The 24422-nt window shown below is 70.2% G+C and carries 16 protein-coding genes; 7 read left to right on the top strand and 9 right to left on the bottom strand.

The window, feature by feature from the left end; all coding sequences use genetic code 11:
- Window positions 1-52 precede the first annotated feature (52 nt).
- Window positions 53-523, bottom strand: coding sequence for an ATP-binding protein (locus AC1Z4A_RS14545; protein WP_483679031.1), 471 nt, complete (start codon window positions 521-523; stop codon window positions 53-55).
- Window positions 524-770: 247 nt separating this feature from the next.
- On the opposite strand from AC1Z4A_RS14545, the gene AC1Z4A_RS14540 reads away from it, so the two are divergent.
- On the top strand, window positions 771-1616 hold the full coding sequence (locus AC1Z4A_RS14540; RefSeq protein ID WP_483679029.1) for a helix-turn-helix domain-containing protein: 846 nt from the start codon (window positions 771-773) through the stop codon (window positions 1614-1616).
- Window positions 1617-1627: 11 nt separating this feature from the next.
- A complete protein-coding gene (locus AC1Z4A_RS14535; protein ID WP_483679026.1) occupies window positions 1628-1816 on the top strand; it encodes a DUF397 domain-containing protein in 189 nt (62 codons plus the stop codon).
- Between the two features lie 5 nt (window positions 1817-1821).
- Here the strand turns inward: AC1Z4A_RS14535 and AC1Z4A_RS14530 are convergent, their stop codons facing one another.
- A complete protein-coding gene (locus AC1Z4A_RS14530) occupies window positions 1822-4950 on the bottom strand; it encodes a DEAD/DEAH box helicase (protein WP_483679023.1) in 3129 nt (1042 codons plus the stop codon).
- 160 nt (window positions 4951-5110) lie between these two features.
- Here AC1Z4A_RS14530 and AC1Z4A_RS14525 point away from each other — a divergent pair, with 160 nt between their 5' ends.
- Complete coding sequence (locus tag AC1Z4A_RS14525) at window positions 5111-6202, top strand: MrcB family domain-containing protein (RefSeq protein WP_483679021.1); 1092 nt, start codon at window positions 5111-5113, stop codon at window positions 6200-6202.
- 39 nt (window positions 6203-6241) lie between these two features.
- Here the strand turns inward: AC1Z4A_RS14525 and AC1Z4A_RS14520 are convergent, their stop codons facing one another.
- Window positions 6242-7669: a PrsW family intramembrane metalloprotease gene (locus AC1Z4A_RS14520; protein WP_483679018.1), complete on the bottom strand. Its 1428-nt coding sequence runs from the start codon at window positions 7667-7669 to the stop codon at window positions 6242-6244.
- Between the two features lie 80 nt (window positions 7670-7749).
- Window positions 7750-8559 carry a tRNA (guanosine(46)-N7)-methyltransferase TrmB gene (gene trmB / locus AC1Z4A_RS14515; RefSeq protein ID WP_483679016.1) on the bottom strand — a complete coding sequence of 270 codons (810 nt, stop codon included), beginning with the start codon at window positions 8557-8559 and terminating at the stop codon, window positions 7750-7752.
- Window positions 8560-8812: 253 nt separating this feature from the next.
- Here trmB and AC1Z4A_RS14510 point away from each other — a divergent pair, with 253 nt between their 5' ends.
- Window positions 8813-9796 carry a glycoside hydrolase family 16 protein gene (locus AC1Z4A_RS14510; RefSeq protein WP_483679014.1) on the top strand — a complete coding sequence of 328 codons (984 nt, stop codon included), beginning with the start codon at window positions 8813-8815 and terminating at the stop codon, window positions 9794-9796.
- A gap of 43 nt (window positions 9797-9839) precedes the next feature.
- On the opposite strand, the gene lhgO is transcribed toward AC1Z4A_RS14510, so the two are convergent.
- Together lhgO and AC1Z4A_RS14500 are read right to left on the bottom strand one after the other, a co-directional pair.
- The gene (gene lhgO / locus AC1Z4A_RS14505) at window positions 9840-11069 is read right to left on the bottom strand and encodes an L-2-hydroxyglutarate oxidase (protein ID WP_483679012.1); all 1230 of its coding nucleotides are present in this window, start codon (window positions 11067-11069) and stop codon (window positions 9840-9842) included.
- Between the two features lie 230 nt (window positions 11070-11299).
- The gene (locus tag AC1Z4A_RS14500; RefSeq protein WP_483679009.1) at window positions 11300-12814 is read right to left on the bottom strand and encodes an NsdA family TPR-like regulatory protein; all 1515 of its coding nucleotides are present in this window, start codon (window positions 12812-12814) and stop codon (window positions 11300-11302) included.
- Window positions 12815-13488: 674 nt separating this feature from the next.
- On the opposite strand from AC1Z4A_RS14500, the gene AC1Z4A_RS14495 reads away from it, so the two are divergent.
- Window positions 13489-15618: an asparagine synthase-related protein gene (locus AC1Z4A_RS14495; RefSeq protein ID WP_483679007.1), complete on the top strand. Its 2130-nt coding sequence runs from the start codon at window positions 13489-13491 to the stop codon at window positions 15616-15618.
- Between the two features lie 27 nt (window positions 15619-15645).
- Here AC1Z4A_RS14495 and AC1Z4A_RS14490 read toward each other — a convergent pair whose 3' ends face one another.
- Window positions 15646-17922 carry a sigma-70 family RNA polymerase sigma factor gene (locus AC1Z4A_RS14490; protein WP_483679005.1) on the bottom strand — a complete coding sequence of 759 codons (2277 nt, stop codon included), beginning with the start codon at window positions 17920-17922 and terminating at the stop codon, window positions 15646-15648.
- Between the two features lie 468 nt (window positions 17923-18390).
- Window positions 18391-19146, bottom strand: coding sequence for a TetR/AcrR family transcriptional regulator (locus AC1Z4A_RS14485; protein WP_483679003.1), 756 nt, complete (start codon window positions 19144-19146; stop codon window positions 18391-18393).
- 607 nt (window positions 19147-19753) lie between these two features.
- On the opposite strand from AC1Z4A_RS14485, the gene AC1Z4A_RS14480 reads away from it, so the two are divergent.
- On the top strand, window positions 19754-21127 hold the full coding sequence (locus AC1Z4A_RS14480; protein ID WP_483683597.1) for an NAD(P)/FAD-dependent oxidoreductase: 1374 nt from the start codon (window positions 19754-19756) through the stop codon (window positions 21125-21127).
- A 265-nt stretch (window positions 21128-21392) separates the two neighbouring features.
- On the top strand, window positions 21393-23126 hold the full coding sequence (locus AC1Z4A_RS14475) for an ATP-binding SpoIIE family protein phosphatase (RefSeq protein ID WP_483679001.1): 1734 nt from the start codon (window positions 21393-21395) through the stop codon (window positions 23124-23126).
- A gap of 3 nt (window positions 23127-23129) precedes the next feature.
- On the opposite strand, the gene AC1Z4A_RS14470 is transcribed toward AC1Z4A_RS14475, so the two are convergent.
- Window positions 23130-24419 carry an MFS transporter gene (locus AC1Z4A_RS14470; protein WP_483683596.1) on the bottom strand — a complete coding sequence of 430 codons (1290 nt, stop codon included), beginning with the start codon at window positions 24417-24419 and terminating at the stop codon, window positions 23130-23132.
- Window positions 24420-24422 lie beyond the last annotated feature (3 nt).

Here is a 24422-nt window from a genome sequence, read left to right as displayed (position 1 = left end):
GAGAGGACGGCAGCGTCCAGTCGGTCTCGGCGGCGCGAAAACCCTCACTGCTTCACTTCTCGGAACAGCTACGCGCGTCGTTGCTGTCTCGTAGCTCAAACCACACGGCCTTGCCGACGATGTCGAGTCCTTCCCAGACCAGGGCCATGCCTGCATCGGATGTGAGGCTCTTGATGAGCATCAGCCCTCTACCGTGCTCGTCGTCTGGCCGGGCAAGGCGTAGATAGGGGCGCCTGTTTGGTTCGTTGTCCAGTACGGCGACGATGACGCGCGCGATCCCAACACTGACCTCCAGGGAGATAGCTGACCCCCGAGCGTGCTGCACGACATTCGTGACGAGATCCGACACGCAGGTACGGGCGTTGTCGATCAGCGAAGGATGTCCGGTGGCGTCGAGTACGGCCGCGATGAAGTCGCGGTTCAGTCGGGGCGCCAACGGGGTCGCGGGGGTCGCGAGTTGGTACGACTCGGTGGGCCCGATGTCCGGCACGAAGCGTCGGCTGGTGAGCGTGGGCGTACGCATGGACTTGCCTCCTGGTGAGGTCGGTCGCGGATCTTCGCGCTCACTGTCGTCCGTGAGTCGGCTACTGCCCTGGTGATCACCAACTCGCCTGCCGACAGCCGCACTTCCGGCCTTCCGGCGTGCGGTACGGCGTGCCAGGACCATAGGGGCATACATCCCCCGGGGCAAGGTTCCCTCGCCAGGTTCACCCGTGAGTAGACCGAGGGGTTGGCCGCGCGGCACACTCTGAGTCACATGAGGAGGTGACATGCCACCGAGGGACACCCCCACGGCCCGACAGGCGCGTTTGGGCGCTGAGCTGCGGAAACTGCGTGAACGCGCGGGTAAGGCTGCACGCGAGGCAGCTGCGTTACTCGGAACGGATCAGGCGAAAATCAGCATGATGGAGGCCGGGCGGCGCGGGATCAGCGAGGTCCGCATCCGCCGTCTCGCAGCCTTTTACTCGTGCGACGACACTGCCCTCATCGAGGCATTGTGTGAGATCGCACGCGAGCATCGAGGGCAGTTTTGGTGGGACGAGTACCGCGGCATTCTGCCGCCCTCGTTCTTGGACGTGGCAGAGCTGGAGCACCACGCCGCCTACCTGCGCACGCTACACATGCTCGTGGTCCCAGGGGTATTTCAGACCCGCTCTTACGCGCAGGCCATATTTGGCAGCGGTCTCTCAACTGAGGAACTCGAAGCACGCGTCGACATGCGTACACGGCGTGGGCGGATCTTCGAGAGGGAAACTCCACCAACGTACGAAGCCGTTATTCACGAAGCTGCTTTGAGGATGCGCTACGGCGGGCGCAAGGTGGCAAAGGGTCAGCTAAAGCGCCTGTTGGAGGTGGCTGACTGGCCGACTGTCACTCTGCGCATCATCCCCTTTGCGCTCGAGGAAATCACCGGGCACGCACAATCCATGCTCTACGCGGGCGGCGGCGTGCCACAGCTGGACACCGTCCAGATCGACACGCCCTTTGGGGGTAGGTTCGTGGATTCTGAAGTTCAGCTCAAGAGGTACCGAGACCTTCTTGAGGTGGTCGAAGAGGTGGCTCTGGACACGGTGAAGTCGAGAGCCCTGATCAGCCAAGTGGCGCAAGAGATGTGAGACTTAGCGGCATGACATCAGAATTTCATTGGAAGAAGTCCTCGTACTCAACTAGCGGAGCCGAATGCCTCGAAGTCGCGCAGGTTTCGGGTGGCTTGGCCATACGTGAAAGCGACGAGCCCGGCGTAGTGATATCTGTCAGCCACGCCGGACTAAGGTCACTCTTGAGAAGTGCCAAGGTAGACGGTTTCGGCCGTTAGCTTGGCTAGCTGGCCGCGATGGCGGAGTACGTCCACACGTCGGCCGGCATCTCATGCTTGAGCTGCCACACGATGCCCATGGGATTGCTCCCCTCGTGTGATACGTACTCGGCCGGACCGAGGAACATCCATGGTTGGGGGCCGCCTATGTCCGTCTTCTTGTATCGGCGGACGAACAGGAAGATGTCGGACCCTTGCTCCCTGTGCTTCTGATACCGCATGCCTGTGGGTGAAGTACTGGAGGTCTGGTTCTGAGACTCCCAGTGGAAGAGCTTGGGGCTCCTTGCGTAGTCCTTGTAGCGGGTCTCGGGGGAGAAGTCCTTGGCATCCTTCTCCAAGGTGATCAACAAGGCATCGACCTTCACCGACTCGCACCACTTCACCCCCTCGCGGAAGTGGCCCGGCAGGAAGCCGTCGACGTTTGCCTGTCCCAGAGCTGGGAGGATCTCCTCCCGGCTGTACGAGGCATGGATGGTCAAGGGAACGCCAGCATGGCGTCCCAACAGTGGCACCGGTAGGTGTTCGGTGTGCTCGAGGTTGTAGCTCAGGACCTGACGAAGCTCGCTTCGCAGCGACTCCTGCTCCGCGAGTGCCTTAAACCCTTCAGCGTACGATGCGAACCCGCCCCCAAGGGGCCACAGCGAGAAGAACAGCATGCGAGCGTAAGCCTGTTCCTGTTCGCTGAGGGAGTCGTAGGTCGGTGCCTCGTCCTCCAACATTCGGCTATACGCTGCCACGCGCGTCGGATCATCGACGTGGAGGAAGGCAGAGACGCGCTTAAGCAGTGCTTCTTCGCCAGTGGGGCCCGTGGCGGGAAGGAGGCCAGACCTGCGCAGTAGTCGGGTCCAAGAGTTGTTAGAGCGATAGAGCTCCTTGAGCTCTCGCTGGCTCTCGTGGAGGAAGCCTGCCAGCTTTGGCTGGGCGTACGTGCTGACCTCTCGGGCAAGCTGCGTGACATTGACGCTGATCTGGCTCTTGATGTTGTCCAGGATCCGCTTCTTGGATACTCGATCCAAGACGATCTGGCAGCCCGATGGAAGCAGGGGGAAGTCTTGCTCCAGGTTGTCGACCAAACGCTTGCGGGTGAAGTTGGTCAGTGCTCGGAACTGCTCCTCGAAGCGGAACTCCTTTCGGTGCTGGCCGATGAAGTCGAGCACGGTCAGCACTGCCTTGTCCGGAGTGCGGCGCAGTCCACGGCCGAGCTGCTGGAGGAACACGGTGGCGCTCGACGTCGGCCTGAGCAGCAGAAGGGTGTCCACGTCGGGGATGTCCAGGCCCTCGTTGAACAGGTCTACTGAGAAGAGCGCTTGGATCTTGCCATCCCGCAACTCGGTCAGAGCCTGAGCCCGTTCGGCTGGCGGCGTGGTGCCATCAAGAGACTTCGCACTGAGGCCGGCTTGCCGGAAGAAGTCGGCCATGAAGCGGGCGTGGGCAACGCTCACGCAGAAGCCCAGCGCCCGCATCTTGGCTGGATCGGTGACCTTGTCTTGCACGGCCTTGACGACGAGGCGGGCCCGGGCGTGGTTACCGGTCACGAGCTTGTCGAGTTCATCGATGGCGTAGGACCCGCGCTTCCAGGTCAAGCCCTCCATGTCCACGTTGTCGGCGATGCCGAAGTAGTGGAACGGGCTGAGGAGATCATTCTCCAGCGCCTCCCAGAGCCGCATCTCTGCTGCGATACGACCGTCGAAGAACTCGTCCTGGACGTTCTGCCCGTCCATCCGCTCAGGGGTAGCGGTGAGCCCAAGCAGCTCCATCGGTTCAAAGTGATCAATGATGCGGCGGTACGTGGGCGAGACACCGTGGTGGAACTCGTCGATGACGATCACATCAAAGTGATCCGGAGCGAGCTTTTCGACGGCCTTTGCGTTGAGGGACTGGACGCTGGCGAAGACGTGGTTCCAGTCGTCTGGCACCTGTCCACCAACCGACAGCTCTCCGAAGTTCGCGTCGACCAGGACGTCCTGGTAGGTGCGGAGTGACTGCTTGAGGATCTCTTGTCGGTGTGCGACGAAGAGCAGCTTGAGGTCTCGGTCTGGATGCTTCCTCCGAAGCGCCCTGTAGTCGAGAGCTGCCATCACGGTCTTACCGGTTCCGGTTGCAGCGACGAGGAGGTTCCGGTGACGGCCGTGGATCTCTCGCTCGATCTCGAGCCGCTCCAACATGTCCTTCTGGTGAGGGAACGGCCGCACCTCCAGCCCGGACAAGCTGAGCGTTGTGGTGTCACCTCGCTGGTCCCCTCCAGCCTGTCGGAGGGCAGCCTCGAGACGCTCACCGTCCCTCTCGGGCTCGTAGGACTCGAATGCGGCCTCACTCCAGTAGGAGTCGAATGTGGCCTCGAACTTCTTGAGCACGGCTGGGGTCGCTACGGAGGACAGCCGAACGTTCCACTCCAGGCCGTCTAGGAGCGCGGCTCGGGAGAGGTTGGAGCTGCCGACGTAAGCGGTGTCGTATCCGCTGTTCCTGCGGAAAAGCCATGCCTTCGCATGAAGTCGCGTTGACCGCAGCTCGTAGTTGACCTTGACCTCGGCGTTGAACTCCTTGACTAGGCGGTCCAGCGCCTTGCGTTCCGTAGCGCCGATGTAGGTCGTGGTGATGACGCGGATGGGCACGCCACGGGCCGCAGCTGCTTTGAGTGACTCTTCAAGGACCCGCAAGCCGTGCCACTTCACGAAGGCGCAGAGCAGATCAACGCGGTCGGCGGTTGCAAGCTCGGCACGCAGCTCAAACCCGAGGTTCGGGTCTTCGGGAGAGTTGGTGAGAAGCGCTGTATCGGACAGGGGCGTTGCAGGTCGGATGGCATATGCGCCCGGGGCCTCCTCCTCGGCGATGGCAAGCAACTGCCGTGGGCCGTCGGCGATCACCTCCACCCACTGCTTGGCCCCATCAATGCTGCTCATGGACTCGAGGATGTGATTGGCCGCAAAGACCTGCTCGTCTGCAGAAAGGGAGGCCAGTATCCGTTGGACCGTGTCGGCGATGTGGCGTGCGAGCACATGGGGCGAAGACTGAGGGCCGACCTTCTGGTCGATGGCCTTCCAGCCGTTGGAGGCCAGCTCCTGGAGGTGTTGCTCCAGGCGTGAGGTGATCAGCCGCTCGTACAAGCCCAGTACTGGTGCTGAGCGCTCGCCCATGATTGTGGCCCCCTCGTCTCCCTGTCGATGGATGTGTTGTACCAGCGAGGTGTGACACCGACTGGGCTTGTCTGGTGGGACTCGCGCTAGGGAGATGGATGCCTGTCCGAAAACGATCTGCGACTGACCTGTATTGATCACTCGTGGCTAATCTCTGGCCATGGATATGCGTGGTCTGCTCATCGCCATAGCTGAGTCGTACGACAAGGGCCTGGGCACTGGGGAAGAGGTTGTTGCTCAGAACCTGTTGCGCGAGGCCAAGAAGACTCTCGCCCCACTCATGCCGAAGGGGTTCAAGGCCGTGGGGCAGGGAGGAAGCGGAGGAGCAGCCGAGACTCCCTGGATTGGGGTGCTCGATCCAAAGATCACTGACGACCCGAAGTCCGGGCTCTACCTTGCCTACATCTTCGCGGCAGACCTCAAGACGGTCACGCTCACCCTTCAGCAGGGGGTGACGAACCTGCCTGACGGCTTGGGTCGGGGGAAGGCACGACGCGACTACCTACAGACTCAGGCGGCAGCACTGTTCAGGGCGCTTCCGGCAGATCAGGTAGCTGGGTGGGATGTTCGTCCGAGCTTCAAGAGCAAGCTTTGGCGGCCTCTCTCGTACGAGGCCGCGAGCGTAGCGGCGCGGCGCTATGAGATCGGCGCCATGCCGAGCGAGGCCACGCTGTGTGAGGACCTGTGGCACTTGGCCGGACTGCTTCGGCAGGCAGCTCTTGTGGCGAAGACCCTTTGGCTGGATGAGGTCCCCGAGGAACTTCCCGTGGAGTACGCACCCAAGACACACACCAAGAGCAAGCGGCGCACAGGCTTTCACCCGAAGGACAGCAGCGACTACCTGGCTCAGATCCCCGAGCGGACGATCACGAAAACGCGTGATCACGAGGATCTGGTCAACCGTTTTGAGGCATACGTGAGGGCTCGAGGGTTCGAGACCGCTACAGAGCACCCCAAAGACCTTGTGCTGCGGAAGGGCGAAGGCGAGGAACAGCAGGAGTGGCTGGTGGAGGCCAAGACCGTCAAGGACTCCAAGCCGACTTTCGCAGTACGGGACGCTGTGGGACAGCTGTTTGAGTACAGCTACTTCTACTACGAGGAGGGCGCGAAACCCCACCGTGTTGGACTCTTTACTGAGGACATCAAGTACTTCGCCGCGTACTTGGAGTCTCTGAGCATCGCTTCGGTTTGGATGACTGCTGATGGCTGGGCGGGTTCTCCCTCCGCAGTCTCCGCCGGACTGGTCGACTGACGGAACGGCTGCGCCCGCTGAGCAAGCGCAGCCCTGCTGTCAGCGATGCCGCCCCGGCCCCATCTGCCACCCCGCCCCCGGCACCGCCGGAGCCTGCCCCGCCCCCGGATACCCCTGCCCCGGCACCCCATACGGCCCCTGCCCCGGAACCGGGAACGCCCCATACCCGGCGTACCCCGCATAGCCGCCGTACCCCGCCTGCATCGGCACCCCCACCACCCGCGCCGGCATCGCCGCCACCGCGCCTGCCAGGGCCGGCTGGGCCACGTCCTTGCGTTGCCAGAGGTGGTGGAGCAGCTCCTGCTCCCGCGCCGTGAAGTGCGGGTCCGGCGTGCCGCGGTATGCGCGCTGGCGGAGGAAGGCCAGGGACGTCGCGTAGGAGATGTACTCCGCCACCGTGCGTGCCGCCGCCTGGCCGCCCGTGCGGCGGGCCAGGTCGCGGGCTATGCCCCGGGTGCGCATCGAGGAGAGCGCGATCGGCTCCGGCGGGGTGAGCCAGCCGGCCGCCTGGTAGGCGGGGAGCTGGGTGCGGAGGGTGCGGAGTTCGTTCTGGCGGGACCAGATCGTCAGCCACGTCAGGACGCCGAAGACCGGGACCATGAAGAGGGCGTAGACCGCCAGGAAGCCCAGGCCGCCGAGCGACGCCGAGCCGTTCCAGATGCCGTGCAGGAGCATCGCCGTGAGGAGCGCCACCACCGGGGTGACGAAGCGGAGGACCCGGCGCCGGGGCGGCAGCGTTGCCGCGATGCCGAAGCCCAGGCCCGTCATCGACGTGAAGAGCGGGTGCGCGAACGGGGACATCAGGACGCGGACGAAGAACGTGCCCGCCGTCATCGTCGGCAGGCCGTCGTAGCCGAAGTCCTGGTCGGACGCGTAGGCGTTGCCCAGGTAGAGGATGTTCTCCGTGAAGGCGAAGCCGGTGGCCGTGATTCCGGCGACCACGACGCCGTCGACTATGCCGTTGAAGTCGCGCCGCCGGAAGAGATAGAGGAGGAGCACCGCCGCGGCCTTGCCGCTCTCCTCCACCACCGGTGCCACGAAGGTCGCGCCCCACGCGGAGGGGTCCGTGCCCTTCGACACCTCGATGGTGGTGATCAGCCACTTCGTCGCGTAGCCGTTCGCGAGCAGGGCCACGAGCGTGGCCGCACACGCGCCCCAGGCGAACGCGAAGATCAGGTTCCGCCAGGGCTTCGGCTCGACCCGGTCCATCCAGCGGAACGCGGCTATGAGCAGCGGTACGGGCAGCACGGCGAGCCCCAGGCCCACCAGGAAGCCCTCGGTGCCCGTCTGCTCGCGGACGAGCGCGAGGATGATCAGGCCGCAGAGGGCGAGCAGCAGGAAGACACCGCCGACCCGCACCGCCTTGTTGTCCCAGAGGGTGTCCCACAGGGCACGGCGCGGCTTGTAGTGCGCGAACGTCGGCGGTATCGGCGGCTGGTGCTGAGGCAGCGGCGGTGAGTCATGCACCTGCTGACCTTAACCAAGGGGTGGCGGAGCGGGCGGCCGCTTTCCGCCCGCCTTGCCATGACCTGGCCGGACCTGGCCGGTTACGCCGCCCGACGGAACATCAGGTCGTGGACCACATGGCCCTTGTCCAGGCCCTGGCCCTCGAACCGCGTCAGCGGGCGGAAGTCCGGGCGCGGGGCGTAGCCGCCGTCGGCCTGGGTGTTCTCGAAGCCCGGCGCGGCCGAGAGCACTTCGAGCATCTGCTCGGCGTACGGCTCCCAGTCGGTGGCGCAGTGCAGCACGCCGCCCGGCGCCAGGCGCGTCACGGCGAGGGCCAGGAACTCCGGCTGGATCAGACGGCGCTTGTGGTGGCGCTTCTTGGGCCAGGGGTCCGGGAAGAAGACGCGGATCCCGGCGAGGGAGTCAGGGGCGAGCATCTCGCGGAGCAGGATGATCGCGTCGCCGTTCGCCACGCGGACGTTCGTCAGGCCGTTGCGCTCGGCGAGGTTCAGCAGGTTGCCCTGGCCGGGGGTGTGCACGTCGCAGGCGAGGATGCCGGTGCCGGGGTCGGCGGCCGCCATCTGCGCCGTGGCCTCGCCCATGCCGAAGCCGATCTCCAGCACGACCGGCAGCGCCGGGTCGCCGAACAGCTCGCCCAGGTCGAGGCGGCTCAGGCCGTCGACGTCCAGGCCCCACTGCGGCCACAGGCGGCGGATCGCGTCACCCTGGCCGGGCGTGACCCGGCTGCGCCGCGGCTGGAACGAGCGGATGCGGCGCTCGTGGTGCGAGCCGGCCGGATCCGGCGCGGGTCCGTCGGGGAACATCGGTTCCCGCCGGGCACGGGCAGGAGCCGGGACCGTTACGGACGCCGGGGCGGCGACGGGCGTGGTGGAGGCGAGGTTCTCGGACACAGTTTCTCCAGTCTACGGGCGGTCGGCGGAAGCGGTGGGCGGCGGGAAACCTCCCTGGTCACGTGGGGTGCTTCCGCCGAACGGGTGAGCCCCCGGGGCGGCCGGGGACCCTGTCCGCCGATCCGGTGATCAGTGCTGCCGCGGGCGTGGTGGCCCCGCCCCTCGCACTCCACCGCTCATACGATCTTCACGGCCCGGCCTGCCCAGGGTGGAGAACACCCCCCGACTCCCTCCCGTGCGACGGAAACCTCTCATGCGACTGAGCCCCCGAACCAGCTCCCGCTCCCCCTTCCGCTTCCGCTTCTTCGCCCTCCTCACCGCCGCGCTGACGATCAGCGCGACGCTGCTCGCCGGCTGCACCCCGCACCCGGACCGGAACGACGGCGACCGGTCCCGCCGCCACGCCGACGGCGCCGCTCCCGTCAGGCCCGCGGCCGCCCGTCCCGGCCATCACGCCCATCCCGGCCATCCTGCTCACGACGAGTGGCGCCTGGTCTGGTCGGACGAGTTCAAGGGCCCTGCCCGGCGCCGCCCCGACCGGGCCAAATGGACCTTCGAACGAGGTGGCGAGCCCAAGTGGGGCAACCACGAGTGGGAGTACTACACCGACCGGATCGGCAACGCCTCCCTCGACGGCCACGGCAATCTCGTCATCACCGCCCGTCACGAACGGCTGCGCGGCATGAGGTGCGGCGTCGGGCCCTGTGACATCACCTCGGCCTGGATGACCACCAAGGGCCGGTTCGCCCGGACCTACGGGCGCTTCGAGGCGCGGATCAGGATCCCCCGGGGACAGGGGATGTGGCCCGCCTTCTGGATGCTCGGCGCGAACATCGACCGCGTGGCCTGGCCCAACAACGGCGAGATCGACATCATGGAGGCCCTCGGCCGGCAGCCGGGCGTGGTCCACGGCACCGTCCACGGCCCCGGCTACGTCGCCCAGGGCATCGAACGGCACACCAGCCTCCCCCGGGGCGGCAGCCTCACCGACGGCTTCCACACCTACCGCGTCGACTGGATGCCCGACAAGGTCGTCTGGTACCTGGACGGGAAGGCCTACGGATCCGCCTGCCACGGCCAGCTCCGGCACGATCAGAAGTGGGTGTTCGATCACCCCCACTACCTGCTGCTCAACCTGGCGGTCGGCGGCGACTGGCCCGGCCCGCCCGACCGGAGCACGCCCTTCCCCGCACGCATGCTCGTCGACTACGTGCGCGTCTACGCCCACGACCACTGATACAGCTGATACGACTGATACGGCCGGTGATGCCGGTCGTATCTCACCCCAGCCCCGCCAGCACCCTCCGTGCCACCTCCCGGCCGATCGGCAGCGACGCCGTGGCCGCCGGCGACGGCGCGTTCAGCACGTGCACCATCCCCGGCGACTCCGCGAACAGGAAGTCGTCCACCAGCGTCCCGTCCTTCAGCACCGCCTGGGCCCGCACCCCGGACGGCGCCGGTATCAGATCCTCCGGCGCCACATCCGGCAGCAGCCGCCGCACCGCCTCCGTGAAGAGGCCCTTGGACAGCGAGCGCCGCAGCTCGCCCGCCCCGTACCGCCAGTGGCGCGCGGCCATCCGCCACGCGCCCGGGAACGCCGCCGTCCACGCCAGCTCGCCCGGCCGCACGGCCCGGCGCTCGTACCCCTCCCGCGCCAGCGCGGGCACCGCATTCGGCCCCAGGTGCACCCGGCCGTCGATGCCCCGGGTCAGATGGACCCCCAGGAACGGGAACGCCGGGTCCGGCACCGGATAGACCAGGCCCCGCACCAGGTCCGTACGGTCGGCGGCCAGCTCGAAGTACTCCCCCCGGAACGGGACGATCCGCATGCCCGGGTCGTCCCCCGCCAGCCGCGCAACGCGGTCGCTGTGCAGCCCGGCGCAGTTCACCAGCGCCCGGGCGCGCAGCACCTCCCCCCGCACCGTGCGCACCGCGACGGCCGGCCCCCGCCGCCCGATGATCCGCACCTCCGCCCCGTACCGCACCGAGGCACCGGCCTCCTCCGCCAGCCGCGCCAGGCGCTCCGCCACCGCGCCGAAGTCGCACACCCCCGTCGTCCCGACGTGGATGGCGGCGATGCCCCGCACGTTCGGCTCGAACTCGGCTATCTGCGCCCGGCCCAGCTCCCGCACCGGGATGCCGTTCTCCCGGCCGCGCTGGACGAGGGCGTGCAGCCTCGGCAGCTCCGCCCGCTCCGTGGCGACGATCAGCTTGCCCGTCACCTCGTGCGGCAGGCCGTGCTCGGCGCAGAACTCCACCATCTCCGCGGCCCCGCGCACCGCGAACCGCGCCTTGTACGAACCCGGGCGGTAGTAGATCCCGCTGTGGATCACGCCGCTGTTGCGGCCCGTCTGGTGCCGGGCCGGGCCCGCTTCCTTCTCCAGGACGATCACGCGCAGGTGCGGTGCGGCGCGCGTGAGGGCGTACGCCGTCGACAGGCCGACGATGCCGCCCCCGACGATCAGCACGTCGCAGTCGTAGCCGCACGGATTCAGCGCCTCACCACCCACAGGACCAATCATGGCGTGTGCCACTGACAATGGGGCGCCACATGGTCATCTACGTGGGGGTTCGGGGGCGGGTGCCGGGTGCCGGGTGCCGGGTGCCGGGTGCCGGGTGCCGGTGCGGGGTGCCGGGTGTCGGTGGGTGCGGCCTCCGGCGGTCATTCCCCACCCCGCCCCTTCCCGAAACTGGGGCTCCGCCCCAGACCCCGGTCCTCAAACGCCGGACGGGCTGAGTTCTACGCCGGAGCCACCAGTAACGGCCTCGCCCGTTCCCTCAGCTCCACCACCCTCGGCTCGTTCCCGTACGGCTCCAGCCTGTGCAGCAGATCGCGTACGTACTCGGTCGTACGGGCCGACGAGATGCGGCCCGCCACCTCCACCGCCCGCGCGCCCGCCGCGCATGCCGCGTCCAGGTTGCCCGACTCCAGCTCGGCCACCGCCGACACCACCAGCCGCAGCCCGTGCGAGCGTACGAACTCCTCCGTCGGCCGGGCCAGCGCCTGCTCCGTGAAGCGCTGTACCTGCCGCGGCATCCGCAGGTCGCGGTAGCACTCGGCGGCGTCGGCCGCGAACCGCTCATGGGTGTAGAAGTCCAGCCAGGACGGGTCCGCATCGCCCGGACGGGCCCGCTCCAGCCAGCCCTCGGCCGCCTTGAGCGCCGCGCCGCAGGCCGGTGCGTCCCCCGCCTTCGCCTGGGCGCGGGCCTCGACCAGCCGGAAGAAGCTCATCGTGCGGGCCGTCGCCAGGCCGCGGTTGCGCTCCAGGGCCGCCTGGGCCAGGTCCACGCCCTCGTCCGCATAGCCGCGGTAGGTCGCCTGCAGGCTCATCGACGCCAGCACGTACCCGCCCAGCGGCACGTCCGCCGCCGCCCGGGCCAGCCGCAGCGCCTGGATGTAGTAGCGCTGGGCAGCCTCCTGCTGGCCCGTGTCGAAGGCCATCCAGCCCGCCAGGCGCGTCAGTTCGGCCGTCGCCCCGAACAGGGCGCGCCCCACCTCGTCGCTGTACGAGGCCAGGAGCAGCGGCGCCGCGTCGACCCGCAGGCACTCCGGCACCATCGACGAACGCCAGTCGCCGCCGCCGTACTTGGAGTCCCAGCGGCGGGCGTCGTCGGCGGCCTCCCGCAGCTTCGTCACATCGCTGTGGCCGACGCGCTGCGGTAAACCGCAGTCCGGGCCGGCGCCGTTGGCGGTGCCGTTGGTGGTGCCGGCAGAAGGGCTGTCGGCGGGGGCGGGCGCGGGGGCGGGCGGCGTCACGGCTTCCCTGGCCACCTGCTGCGGCTCGCGGGCGACCGAGCTGTCCGCGGGCGATATCAGCCACCGGGAGGCCGGAGTCGAGTACGCGCTGACCGAGAAGGAACCGGCCAGGCTCTGCCAGATGCCCCCGCCGCCGCGCCGACCGGCGAGATCCAGCCGGTACAACTCCGTCGCCGACCGCACCGCCTGGCCGACATCGCGCGGAAAGGAGAGCCCCACCTCCGGCGCCGGATCGGCGTCCGCGAGCCCGATCTCGTGCAGCGGCACCGGGCGGCCGAGCTTCGCCGCTATCGCCGCCGCGATCAGATGGGGCGCCGCGCCCTGCGGCACCATGCCCTTGGAGACCCAGCGCGCAACGGACGTCTTGTCGTAGCGAAGTGTCAATCCACGCTGCGCACCGAGGTCGTTGACCCTGCGCGCGAGACCGGCGTTGCTGATCCCTGCGAGGGCGAGGACAGTGCCCAGCTTTTCGTTCGGTCCGCGTGGCTCCCTGGACATGCGCACCCCTCGGCAACACGACGCGCGCCCCGGCATAGGCACGAGGCATTCGTAAACCCAGCGTAGTTCGCCGCATCCCGACCGTTAAGAGGTGATGTCCCGGATGGCGAGATTCTGGCCCGTATGTGCGTGCATTGAGGGGCACGTGCTCCGGTTGTGTGTGGCAGTGCGCCCGCCGTGCGCTCTGCCCGCGCCCGTGGCAGGGGCGGTTCCATGGAGGGGCGTGGGTTGGCCCGCTGTACTGGATCCAGTGGGCTGGGGGAAGCCGCCGCCTTATTCCCCGCGGGTGGCGGAACGGTCCGGGAGGTGGCTCGCGCCTCCCGGACCGTGACACCGTTAGCGGGAGTGCCGCCCCCAAACCCTCTACCGGTCCCCGATAAACGGACTCCCGGATTTTGGCCGAATCCGGCCGCAGAGCGCCTCCGGGGACAAGCGGGGTCGATCATTCACCGGTTTTGCCCCGGCGAGCATTTGCTGCCACCCTTGTCCCTTCCTTTGCCCGGCTTACCGGTCGGCATTTCTGACGAAACGACACTTCTCGGCTCCGAACAGCGAGTTGAAGTGACAGATGCAACCAATGTGTTGCCTGTCGGATGTCGCAACCGGCCGCTCGCTGTGCATGATGACTGCTGCTACTGCTACCTGTTGGTTGTCCACAGCCTGTGGAGGCGGCAATGCGCTGGTTGGTGGGATGGAGCCGCGCCTCCACCGGGAACGCCCCGCACCACGACGCCGGCGAAGGCCCCGCCGGCCCCGACGGCGGCACCGTCCACCCGGTCGGCGCCCGGCTCCTGTGGGGCGACCTCGCACCCCTGTGGGCCGTCGGCGACTGGCGCCCCGACGAAGTCCGCGTCATCCACGCCGACCCCACCACCCGCCTCGCCGTCCTCGGCCGCTGCGGCGCCGACGACCACGCCCTGCGCGGCGGCCTGCTCGCCGCCCGCGGCGGCGCCCTCCGCCACCTCACCGCCTGGCCCGGCAGCTACACCGCCGTCGCCCAGGTCGGCCGCCGGGTCACCGTCGTCGGCGACCTCGCCGGCGCCCGGCCCGTCTTCCACACCGCCTGGTCCGGCGGCACCGCCTACGCCACCGCCGCCCTCCCGCTCGCCGACCTCGTCGAGGCCCAGCTCGACATCGGCCACCTCGCCGCACTCCTCGCCTGCCCCGACACGCCCGAGGCCCTCGGCGACAGCACCCCCTACGCAGGCGTACGGCGCATCCCGCCCGGCCACGCCCTCGTCCTCCGCGACGGCGCCCGCGACATCGCCGGCTACGAGCCCACCGCCTCCCTCGCCGTCGCAGGCCCCCAACTCGACGCCGCCCAGGCCGTGGACGGCGTACGGGACGCCCTCGTCGAGGCCGTACGCACTCGCCTCGCCGCCCCCCGCCACGCCCCGGCCTACGACCCCGGCCCTGTACCCGGCACGGGCTCTGCCCACCGGCGCGCCGCCCGCGGCGGACCCGCCCCCGGCATCGGCGCCGACCTCTCCGGCGGCAGCGCCTCCGGCACCCTGGCCCTCCTCGCCGCGGGCCTCCCCGGCCTGCCCGGCACCCCCTACGGACTCGGCACCGGCGCGGGGGAGCGGCTGCTCGCCGTCACCTTCAACGACCTCGCCACCGGCAGCCTCACCAGCGGCGGCAGCCGGGCCCGCGAATCCGAACTCGAACGCGCCCGCGCCCTCGCCTCCGGACCGCGCCTCCACCACGTCATCGTCGCGGCGGGCGCCGAAGCCCTCCCGTACGCCGGCCTCGACGACGGGCCGCTGACCGACGAACCCGGACCCGCCATCGTCACCGCCGCCCGGCACCGGCGGCGGCTCGCCGCGGGCGGCGCCGACCACCTCGTCGGCCACGGCGCCCGGCAGGTCCTCGACGCCCACCCGGCCCGCCTCGCCGACCTGCTGATGGACCGCCGACGGCGCCACCTGCTGCGGCCCGTCTCCGCCCTGGCCCGCGCCGACGGCGGCCCGGCACACCCGCTGTCCGTGCCCTTCACCGTCTACCGGGCCGCCCGGCGGCTCGCCCGCACCACTCACCGGGAAGGACTGGAGGCAGCCGCGGCCGCACTGCTGCGGGCCGCGCCGCACCTCGACGCGGCGGCCGCCCCGGCGACCGGCGCCGTCGACGCCTCGCTGGCCGCGCTCACCTGGTGCCGGCCCGGACCCGCCGCACGCTGGCTCACGGGCGAGGCGCTTGCTGAAGTATCGGTTCGCCTCCAAGGCGCCGCAGTACGGCCGCCCCTGGGCCCGCTGTGCCGCCCCGGCGAGGGGCGCGCCGCCGCCGCACTCATCCGGCACGCGGCCGACCACCGCGTCTTCGAACAGGCCACCGAGGTGCGCGGCCAGCGCCTCCACACCCCCTTCTTCGACAACCAGGTCGTACGCGCCTGCCGTGCCCTCCCCGAGGCGCTCCGCGTCCAACCAGGGGCGCGCGCCTCCGTACTGCGCGCCGTGCTCGCCGGTACGGGCATCCGCGAACTGCCGCCCGGCTGGGGCGCCACGACTCACGCCTCGCACGCGGCGGCGGCCCGGGCCGGACTGACCACGTCCATGGGCCTCCTGCTGGACCTTTTCACCAGGCCCCTGCTCGCCGACGCGGGCCTGATCGAGGCCCACGTCGTCCGCGGAGCGCTGCGCGCGGCGGCACAGGGGGAGCCGGTACCACTGGACGGCCTCGCGGAACTGGTCGCCACGGAGATCTGGCTCAGGCGCCTGCTAGCCCGCCGCGGCACGTGCTGGACGGGCTCGGCGGCCCCGCGCTGCCGGGCAGTGGCGGGCGGGGTGATGCCGCGGCCGAGCCTGTGAGCCGTCCTCTGCCCGTGAGCCGTCCTCTCAGCGGCCCGGCCCGCAGGTGATGCGGGCCAGCGCCCAGTCCGCCACCGCCATGCGGTCCAGCGTGCTCCTCGGCTCCACCACCAGGCGCAGCGTCTTCCGGCCCGCCAGCGGCACGTGCACCGGCACCGGCGCCCGGCTGCCCCGGACCGCGGGAGAGGACCACAGCCGCTCCCCGTCCCCGAAGACGGAGAACCGCACCGTGCCGAGGCCCAGGGTCATGTCGTCGACGCCCGCCAGCGCGTCGTAGGCGGTGCAGGAACGATTCAAGCCGATCGTCACGGACGACGACGCGTGGACGCTCACCCCGTACCCGTACGACTCGCCGCCGATCCGCATCCCGTACCGCTGCCACAGCCAACTGCCGCCGCTCAGCCGGATCTCCGGCTCGGTGCCGTCGCCCTGGATGCCGAACTCCAGCTCGTTGAGCCGGTAGACACCCGACGGCCGCGGGGACGGACTGCGCTGGGGCTTCGCCGTCGACGGCTTGGCGTGCACCGGCCCGGTCGTGGAGGCCGGCCGGGAGGAGGAGTGGGAAACGGGCCGGGAAGCCTCCGGTGACACCGGCCGCCCGGCCGACGGAAGCGCTGCCGCTCGTGCCGTCGGCTCCCCGGCCTCTTCGGCCGGTGTCGGCGTGAGCGTCGGCGCGGTCGACACCGACGGCCGCGGCGAGAGCGACTGCACCACCAGGGCGGGGCGCGTGGCCGGGGCCGACGAGCGCACCCTGCTCGGCCTGGTCCTGGTCACCGATGACGGGGCCGCCTTCGCCTCGGCCCGCGGCTTCTCCGGCGGAGCCGCGGAATTGCCCGTCAGCACATAGGCGACGGCTGCTCCTGCCGCGGCCACCACCCCCGCCGCGAAACCGGCCTTCGCGGGGAACCCCAGACCTCGGCTCAGACGGAGGGGCGGGGGTGGGGGAGAGGTGGGGGCAGGGGCAGGGGCAGAGGTGGGGGGCGGGGAGGCGCTTGGACTGCCACTCGCTGCGGGGGCCCCTCCCCCCACCCCCTCCCCAGCCCCCGCCCCCACCGCAGCACCGGCACCGGCCCCGGCTCCGGCACCGGCCGCCATCCCCGTCGTGGCCTTGACCGACCACCCGGCCGCGAACCAGCCGATCACCGCCGTCGGCAGCAGCGCACGCAGCCGCGCGTTGACGTCCGCGACCTCGAGCGCCGCAGTACGGCACCGCGCACAGCTCTCCAGGTGCTTGCGCATGCCCCGCTCGGCACGCGTCCGCAGCCTGCCGCGCGCATACGCCCCCAGCCGGTCCGCATAGAGCGCGCACTCACCGCCCGACGTCAGCGACGTACTGACGTGGGCCTGCAAATACGCCTGCTTCAGCCCCTCCCTCGCCCGGTGCGCCAGCACCGCCGTCGCATTGGCGCTCAACCCCAGCAGCGGAGCGACCTCGCTCGGCGACTCCTCCTCGACGGTGGTGTGCCAGAGCACCGTCTGCCACCGCTCCGGCAGACTGCGGAAGGCCTGCACGGCCAGGGACTCCTCCGCCTCCTGCATGGCCCGGACATCCGCGCCCAGGTTGAGCGTGTCGTCCTCGGCATTGACCGAAGCCGACACCGCCGACGAGGCGAACACGGCGAAGTCCTCGACCAGGTGCTCCCTCTTCGCCGTCTTCCCCCACACCGCCGCCACCCGCCGCACGGTGGTCAGCAGATACGCCCGCACCGCCGAGTCCGGCCCGGCGCCGGACTGGACCGCCTGCAGCGTGCGCGCGAAGACCTCGTTGGTCAGGTCCTCGGCCGTGTGCTGGTCCCAGCAGCAACTGCGCGCATACCGGCGGACCGCGGCCGCATGCCTCCGGTACAGCTCCTCGTAGGCGTCGTCGTCGGTACCGCCACGCATACGGGCGACCAGCTCGAGGTCCGACGGCGGCCCGTCCGCCGCAGCCCCGCCCGCGTCACTCCGCACACCATCGCGCACACCGGCATCATCAGTCCGCGCATCGGCGTCCGTACAGGGGTCGGCAGCCGGTCCATGCGCGCCCTCGACGGCCGGTTCGGCGGCGGTCCCGGAACCGGAGGCCAGTTCGTGCCGGGTCGGGAGGCGCACTCCGGTCGCCTCCCACTTGCCCGCCCGCTGCTGCGGAACCCCGGCATCGGAGACACCCCGCCACAGCTCCAGGGCGCCGGCATCCGAATCCCGGGCCCAGCCGGCACCGGCACCGGCACCGGACCCGGAGCCGCTTCCGGCCCCGGCCTCGGAACCGTCCCCGGCAAGAGAACCCGAAACGGTCGGGCTTCCCTGGCCGGGCACGGTGCACATTGGCGGAGGTTCGTCCGCCTCCTCGCTTCTTCGCGGTTCTTCCCGCCCGTCAACTCCCATAGCGGAGGCTCCCCGTAGACGCCGCACATGTCGGCACACTCGAATTGTGAGCAGCGTCGCACACAGGAACGCGTCTGGGTCACTTCGGCAACTGCAACCACTCGTCCGGGTCTTGTTCACACCCCGGAGCACTACGGGTCACTCGAATGGGAAAGGCTTTCCGAACGCGCGCCCCCCTTCCGACTATTGGCCGCTCGCGAAGAAATGCAGGAGCGGAGTAGGAGTAGCGGAGTATCTGGAGAAGCAGCCAGCCGACGAGCCGATGAACCGACAGGCGAACCAAGAACCGAGCGGTGAGCGATGAGCGGTGAACGCCCGATGAACGGTGAACGGCCGGCGGGCCGGTGAATGGTGAAGGTCTATCGGACGGCTGGATCTCCGGAGAACCGGAGATCCAGCACCGGAGAACTACTTGCCCGGGCGCGAACGCAGCCCTTCGAGCAGGATGTCCAGCAGCCGCGAGGATGCCGCCGCCTGCTGTGCGGCATCCGGCAGCGAAGGCGCCGCCGTCGCTATCACCAGCAGCACATCGGCGACCGTCACATCCGCACGCAGCTCACCCGCCGACCGGGCCCGCTCGACGAGCCGGCCCACGACCTCGAGCAGCGCCGCCGCTCCCGCGTCGTCACGCTCCTCGACCACCGTCGGCCGCTGCTCGACGAGCCGCAGCTCGTGCAGCTGGCCCGCGGCGACCGGCTGCCGCTGCTGCGGCACCCGCGCCCGGTCCTGGACCTGCGCCCGCTCCCGGCTCTCCTCGGACTCCACGTCGACGCCGACCCGCAGCACCTGCGGCGGCAGCAGCCGGCCCGCGCCCGAGGCCACCGACGTGCGGAGGAACCGCGACAGCGCCGACCACGGCTCGTCCTCCTGCCCGAGCGCCGTCCGGGCCTGCTCGGTCAGGCGTGCGGTCTCCTCCTCGGCTATCCGGCGGACCAGCACGTCCTTGCTGGGGAAGCGGCGGTACACCGTCCCCACGCCCACCCGGGCCCGGCGCGCCACGTCCTCCATCGGCGCCCCGTACCCCAGCTCGCCGAAGACCTCGCGAGCCGCCCGCAGTACGTGTTCGAGATTGCGCTGAGCATCCACGCGCAACGGCGTATTACGACCGCCGACGCCGTCGGCCGTCGCGACAGCAGCAGACCAATGAGTGCTCTGAATGTGCATACGTTCCCCCGGTTATGACGTCTCCCCCCGGAGACTCCCCGCCCTGACTGCCGGGGCGTGTCTCGTCACCCCGACGGAGTACGAACATAGTTGAGCCCAGGTCAAGAAAGAAGGGGGTAGCTCCGCACAGGCCATCCCCGATTGGAGTACTGGCCCGATCTCCTTTGATTCTGCACCACCGCACCACCCCGACGCACCCGCCCTGACCTGCGTTCCTTCCTCCCGGAACAGTGGCTTCGCCGTGGAGGGATCAGCTCCGTCGCCAGTCATACATTTCGCAGGGCCTGTGGACAAACCACCGAAGGCGAGGCGTCATGGGAAGGAGGAGTGCCGCAACGCGACGACGATGCCCGATGACGCCCGATGACGTGAGGGGCGACGCGAGGAGGAAGTGGCCTTGGTGAACGAACCGGCGCGCCGGGACCGGGAGGCACAGGAGAGGCGGCAGGGGCACCGCGCGGAGCAGGCCCAGGAGCGGGCCGGAGCAGACCGGCAGCAGGCAGGGGCGCAGCCGCAGGGGCGGCCGCGGGAGGAAGCGGAAGGCGCCCGGACGCAGGACGGAAGCAGCAGTGCCCCAGGCGGCGCGGGCAAGCCGTTCCCCACCCGCATCCTCGTCGTCGGCGGCGGCTGCGTCGGCCTGTTCGCCTCCCTGCACCTCCAGCGCAAGCTCAAGCGCGACGAGGCCGAGATCATGGTGATCTGCCCCGAGCCGTACATGACCTACCAGCCCTTCCTGCCCGAGGCCGCAGCCGGCTCGATCAACCCCCGCCACGTCGTCGTCCCCCTCCGCCGCACCCTGGACAAGTGCGATGTCGTCGTCGGCGAGGTCACGGCCGTCGACCACGCCAAGCGCACGGCCACCGTGAAGACCCTCGCCACCGAGGAGGAGGGCACCGGCGCGATCCTCGTCCACTACGACGAGCTGATCCTCGCCCCCGGCTCCGTCTCGCGCACCCTTCCCGTCCCCGGCCTCGCCGACTACGGCATCGGCTTCAAGAGCGTCGAGGAGGCCATCGGCCTGCGCAACCACGTCCTCGAACAGATGGACATCGCCTCCTCCACCCGTGACCCCGAGGTGCGCGACGCCGCCCTGACCTTCGTCTTCGTCGGCGGCGGCTACGCAGGCGTGGAAGCCCTCGCCGAGCTGGAGGACATGGCCCGCTACGCCGCGCGGTACTACCACAACATCGAGCCCACCGACCTGAAATTCATCCTCGTGGAGGCCAGCAACCGCATCCTTCCCGAAGTCGGTGAGGAGATGGGCCGCTACACGATCCGCGAACTGCGCGGCCGCAACATCGACGTACGCCTCGACACCCGCCTGGACTCGTGCGAGAACCGTGTCGCCGTGCTCAGCGACGGCTCGCGCTTCCCGACCCGTACGCTCGTGTGGACCGCGGGCGTCAAGCCCCATCCCGTCCTCGCCGCCACCGACCTGCCGCTCGACGAGCGCGGCAGGGTCAAGTGCACCGCGGCCCTGCGCGTCGACGGGGTCGAGCACGCATGGGCGGCCGGGGACGCCGCGGCCGTGCCGGACCTCACCGCCAACGGCGCCTCCCGGGCCGGAGACGCCAAAGACGCCGGAGACGCCGGGGGCGCGACCGGCGAACTGTGCGCCCCCAACTCGCAGCACGCCGTCCGCCAGGCCAAGGTCCTCGCCCACAACGTCCTCGCCTCGCTGCGCGGCCGGGAACTCCGCGACTACCGGCACAAGTACATCGGATCCGTCGCCTCGCTGGGCGTCCACAAGGGCGTTGCGCACGTCTACGGCAAGAAGCTCAAGGGCTATCCCGCGTGGTTCATGCACCGCGCCTACCACCTCGGCAGACTGCCCACCTTCAACCGGAAGGCGCGCGTTCTTGCCGAATGGACCATCGCCGGACTGTTCAAACGTGAGATCGTCTCGCTCGGCTCGCTGGAAAACCCCCGGGCCGAATTCGAACTTGCGGCGGGTACGGGACGCCATCCCGAGGCGAGTTGAAGCAGGTCACAGGCGTACGCCGGAGCGGGGAACTCCCCCGCAGGGCACGGCGTCTGACGGATGTCAGTCCGGTCGGCCACACTGGACGTGTGACCATGGGTGGGCTGGTATCTGCGAAGAGTAACAATCATGAGGATTCGGACGTTTGCTGCACTTCCCCGGGGCCCGGTCCCCGCACCGCCCACCGCGGCCCCGCGCCGGGCACGCGGTCCAGCCGCCCCACGTCGCCGAGCTGATCCGGAACGACTCCGCGAGGTAATCCTCAGTGAACTTCACCCGCTGGAGCGCCCGGCTCCCCGGAACACAGCGCCGAGCAGCGGCGCGCGCCGACCGCACGTCCGCCGGTTCCGCGCAGGCCCAGGCAGGCCCCGGCTCCGTGCCCGCCGCCCGCGCCGGGAGCAGCCCCGCCGCCGACGCCGAAGCGGAGCCCGTCCCGGGCCTCGACGCGCTGTCCGTCCACGACATCCTCGGCCAGGTCCCGGCCCTCGTCGCCGTCGTCTACGGGCCCGACCACCGCATCGCCTATGTCAACGACGCCTACGCCGCCCTCTTCGGCCCCCGCACCCCCGGCGCACCCGCCCGCACCGCCCTCCCCGAGCTGCAGGAACTCGGCCTGCTGCCCCTGATGGACCAGGTCCTGCGCAGCGGCAGGCCCCGCACCGTCAAATCCCGCCGCGTCTCCGTGCCCGCACCCCCGAGCACGGGGACGGGTGCGGCCGGTGAGCCCGACCCCCGGATCCGGCACGGCTACTACACCTTCACCTGCTCCCCGCTCGAGGTCGGAGAGGGCCCGGACAGCCGGCGCGGCGTTCTCGTCTTCGCCGCCGACGTCACCGACCAGGTCGAAGCCGCCGAGCGGCTGCGGGCCAGCGAACGCCGCCAGCGGGAGGCGGCCGTCACTCTCCAGCGCAGTCTGCTGCCCCAGGAGCTGGAGCAGCCCGACGACCTCCGCGTCGCCGCCACCTACCAGCCCGGCGGCAAGGACACCGCCGTCGGCGGCGACTGGTACGACGTCATCACCCTCGGCGCCGGACGCACCGCCCTGGTCATCGGCGACGTCATGGGCCGCGGCGTGCGCGCGGCCGCCGTCATGGGCCAGCTCCGCACGGCCGTACGGGCCTACGCGCGCCTCGACCTCCCGCCCCACGAGGTCCTCCAGCTCCTCGACGGCCTCGCCGCCGAGATCGACGCGACACAGATCGCCACGTGCGTCTACGCCGTCCACGACCCCAACGAGGGCCGCCTCGTCTACGCCTCGGCAGGGCACCTGCCCATCCTCGTCCGCGACCCCGACGGCACCGTCCGCCGCGCCGCCGAACCCACCGGCCCCCCGCTCGGCACCGGCGGCTGGCTGCACACCTCCGGCAGTCTGCCCCTCGGCCCCGGCTCTAGCGCCGTCCTCTATACGGACGGCCTGGTCGAGCGGCGCGACGAGGACATCGACGAGGGCGTCGCCGCCCTCGAGCGCGCCTTCGCCGGCGCCACGGGCTCGCCCCAGGTCATGTGCGACCGGCTCATCCGAGCCCTCGGCGTGACCCAGGAGCACGACGACGACGTCGCCGTCCTCGTCCTCCAGCACCCCGCCCGTACGGGCCACGACGCCGAGCTGTTCCACAACGCCGCGCTGGAACTGCTCGGCGGGGTCGAGGCCGCGCCCCGCGCCAGGGCCTTCGCCTCGGGCGTGCTGGCCAGCTGGCGCTTTTCCCCCGAACTCCACGACCTCGGCGTCCTGGCCGCGAGCGAGCTGGTGGCCAACTCCCTCCAGCACGGCACGCCACCCATGCGGCTCCGGCTGCGCCGCACCGACCGCCGGCTGATCATCGAGGTCACCGACGGGGACGACCACCTTCCGCGGCGGCGCCGGGCGGAGCCGGCGGACGAGGCCGGGCGGGGCATCTCGATCATCGCCACCATCGCCTCGTCGTGGGGGTCGCGACGGACGCCGGGCGGCGGGAAAGCGGTGTGGTGCGAGTTTGCGCTGCCGGTCGGGCACGGGTGACGGTCAGGCCGCCACGGGTATCCGCTTGTCGGCGTCGGCCACCGGCCGGCGCGGCTTCGCGGTGAGCGGGTTGTCCTGCGTCGCAGTGAGACGGCGGCCCAGGCGCAGCGCCAGCACGGAGATGCCCAGCGAGCAGCCGACCAGCACGACGATGTACGCCGTGTACATCCCCGCACCGGCCATCAGACCGCCGGCCGCCGGGCCCACCGCCAGCGCCAGCTGCTTCACGAGCGCGAAAGCGGAGTTGTACTGACCCACCAGCCGTGCCGGTGCCAGGTCCGCCACCAGCGGAGCCATCGTCGGCGACAGCATCGACTCGCCGATGCCGAACAGCGCATAGGTGGAGATCAGCAGCGCCATCGCCACACCGTGCGCCCCCTGCATCAGACCGGAGACCCCCGCCGCGATCCAGGCCGCGGCCCATATGAGCCCGACGAGCGCGACGACCCGGCTGCGCCGACGCCGCTCCACCAGCTTGAGCACCACGAACTGCGCCACGACGATCGTCAGGGTGTTCGCCGCCAGGGCGATGCCGAGCGTCGCGGGCGAGATCTTGGTGACCTCGACGGCGAACGCCGCCAGACCCGACTCGAACTGTCCGTAGCAGGCGAAGAACATCACGAAGCCCAGCACGCACAGCTGGACCATGGCCCGGTCCCCGAGCAGCGCGCGCCACCGGCCGCCCGCATCGGGGTCGGTCGGGAAGGCGTCCTCGACCTTGGGCGCCCGGGGCAGCCGCACGGTCGCGACCGCAGCGCCCAGCACCAGGAACATCACCGACTCGATCGCGAAGAGCCGCACAAAGCTCGACGGGGACGAGGTGTCCACCAGCTGGCCGCCGAGCAGGCCGCCCACACCCATGCCGAGGTTGTTCAGGAAGAACTGCATGGCGAAGGCGCGCGACCGGGTCGTCGTGGTCGAGCACCACACGATCATCGTGGCGAGGGACGGCTGGATGACCGCTATACCCGCGCCGAGCGCAGCGGCGGCCGCGACGACCAGCGGCTGGCTGCTCGCCAGCCCGAGGCCCATGGAGCCGACGGCGGCGGCGACCGTACCCGCGATGGCAACAGGCAGCGGACCCCGCCGGTCGATCACCCGACCGATGAAGGGCAGCACGACGAGCGCGGCCACGGCGAAGGTGGCAAGCACGATCCCCGCCGTGCTCGCCCCCAGGCCCCGCACCTGCGCCACATAGACGAACAGGAACGGAACCGTGAAGCCGTTGCCGAACGCGCTCAGCGCGTTGCCCAACTGGATCCGGCGCAGCGCTGCGCCCATCGCGGTGGTCACACT

Source organism: Streptomyces sp. 17_S59 (assembly GCF_056930295.1).
The sequence above is the reverse complement of the archived record's forward strand: the minus strand, read 5'-3'. Positions and strand labels throughout refer to the sequence as shown.

Bases quoted from the DNA above. Each gene is read 5' to 3' on its own strand.
- AC1Z4A_RS14545 (WP_483679031.1), bottom strand. From the start codon at position 523: ATGCGTACGCCCACGCTCACCAGCCGACGCTTCGTGCCGGACATCGGG.
- AC1Z4A_RS14540 (WP_483679029.1), top strand. From the start codon at position 771: ATGCCACCGAGGGACACCCCCACGGCCCGACAGGCGCGTTTGGGCGCT.
- AC1Z4A_RS14535 (WP_483679026.1), top strand. From the start codon at position 1,628: ATGACATCAGAATTTCATTGGAAGAAGTCCTCGTACTCAACTAGCGGA.
- AC1Z4A_RS14530 (WP_483679023.1), bottom strand. From the start codon at position 4,950: ATGGGCGAGCGCTCAGCACCAGTACTGGGCTTGTACGAGCGGCTGATC.
- AC1Z4A_RS14525 (WP_483679021.1), top strand. From the start codon at position 5,111: ATGGATATGCGTGGTCTGCTCATCGCCATAGCTGAGTCGTACGACAAG.
- AC1Z4A_RS14510 (WP_483679014.1), top strand. From the start codon at position 8,813: ATGCGACTGAGCCCCCGAACCAGCTCCCGCTCCCCCTTCCGCTTCCGC.
- AC1Z4A_RS14500 (WP_483679009.1), bottom strand. From the start codon at position 12,814: ATGTCCAGGGAGCCACGCGGACCGAACGAAAAGCTGGGCACTGTCCTC.
- AC1Z4A_RS14495 (WP_483679007.1), top strand. From the start codon at position 13,489: ATGCGCTGGTTGGTGGGATGGAGCCGCGCCTCCACCGGGAACGCCCCG.
- AC1Z4A_RS14490 (WP_483679005.1), bottom strand. From the start codon at position 17,922: ATGTGCACCGTGCCCGGCCAGGGAAGCCCGACCGTTTCGGGTTCTCTT.
- AC1Z4A_RS14485 (WP_483679003.1), bottom strand. From the start codon at position 19,146: ATGCACATTCAGAGCACTCATTGGTCTGCTGCTGTCGCGACGGCCGAC.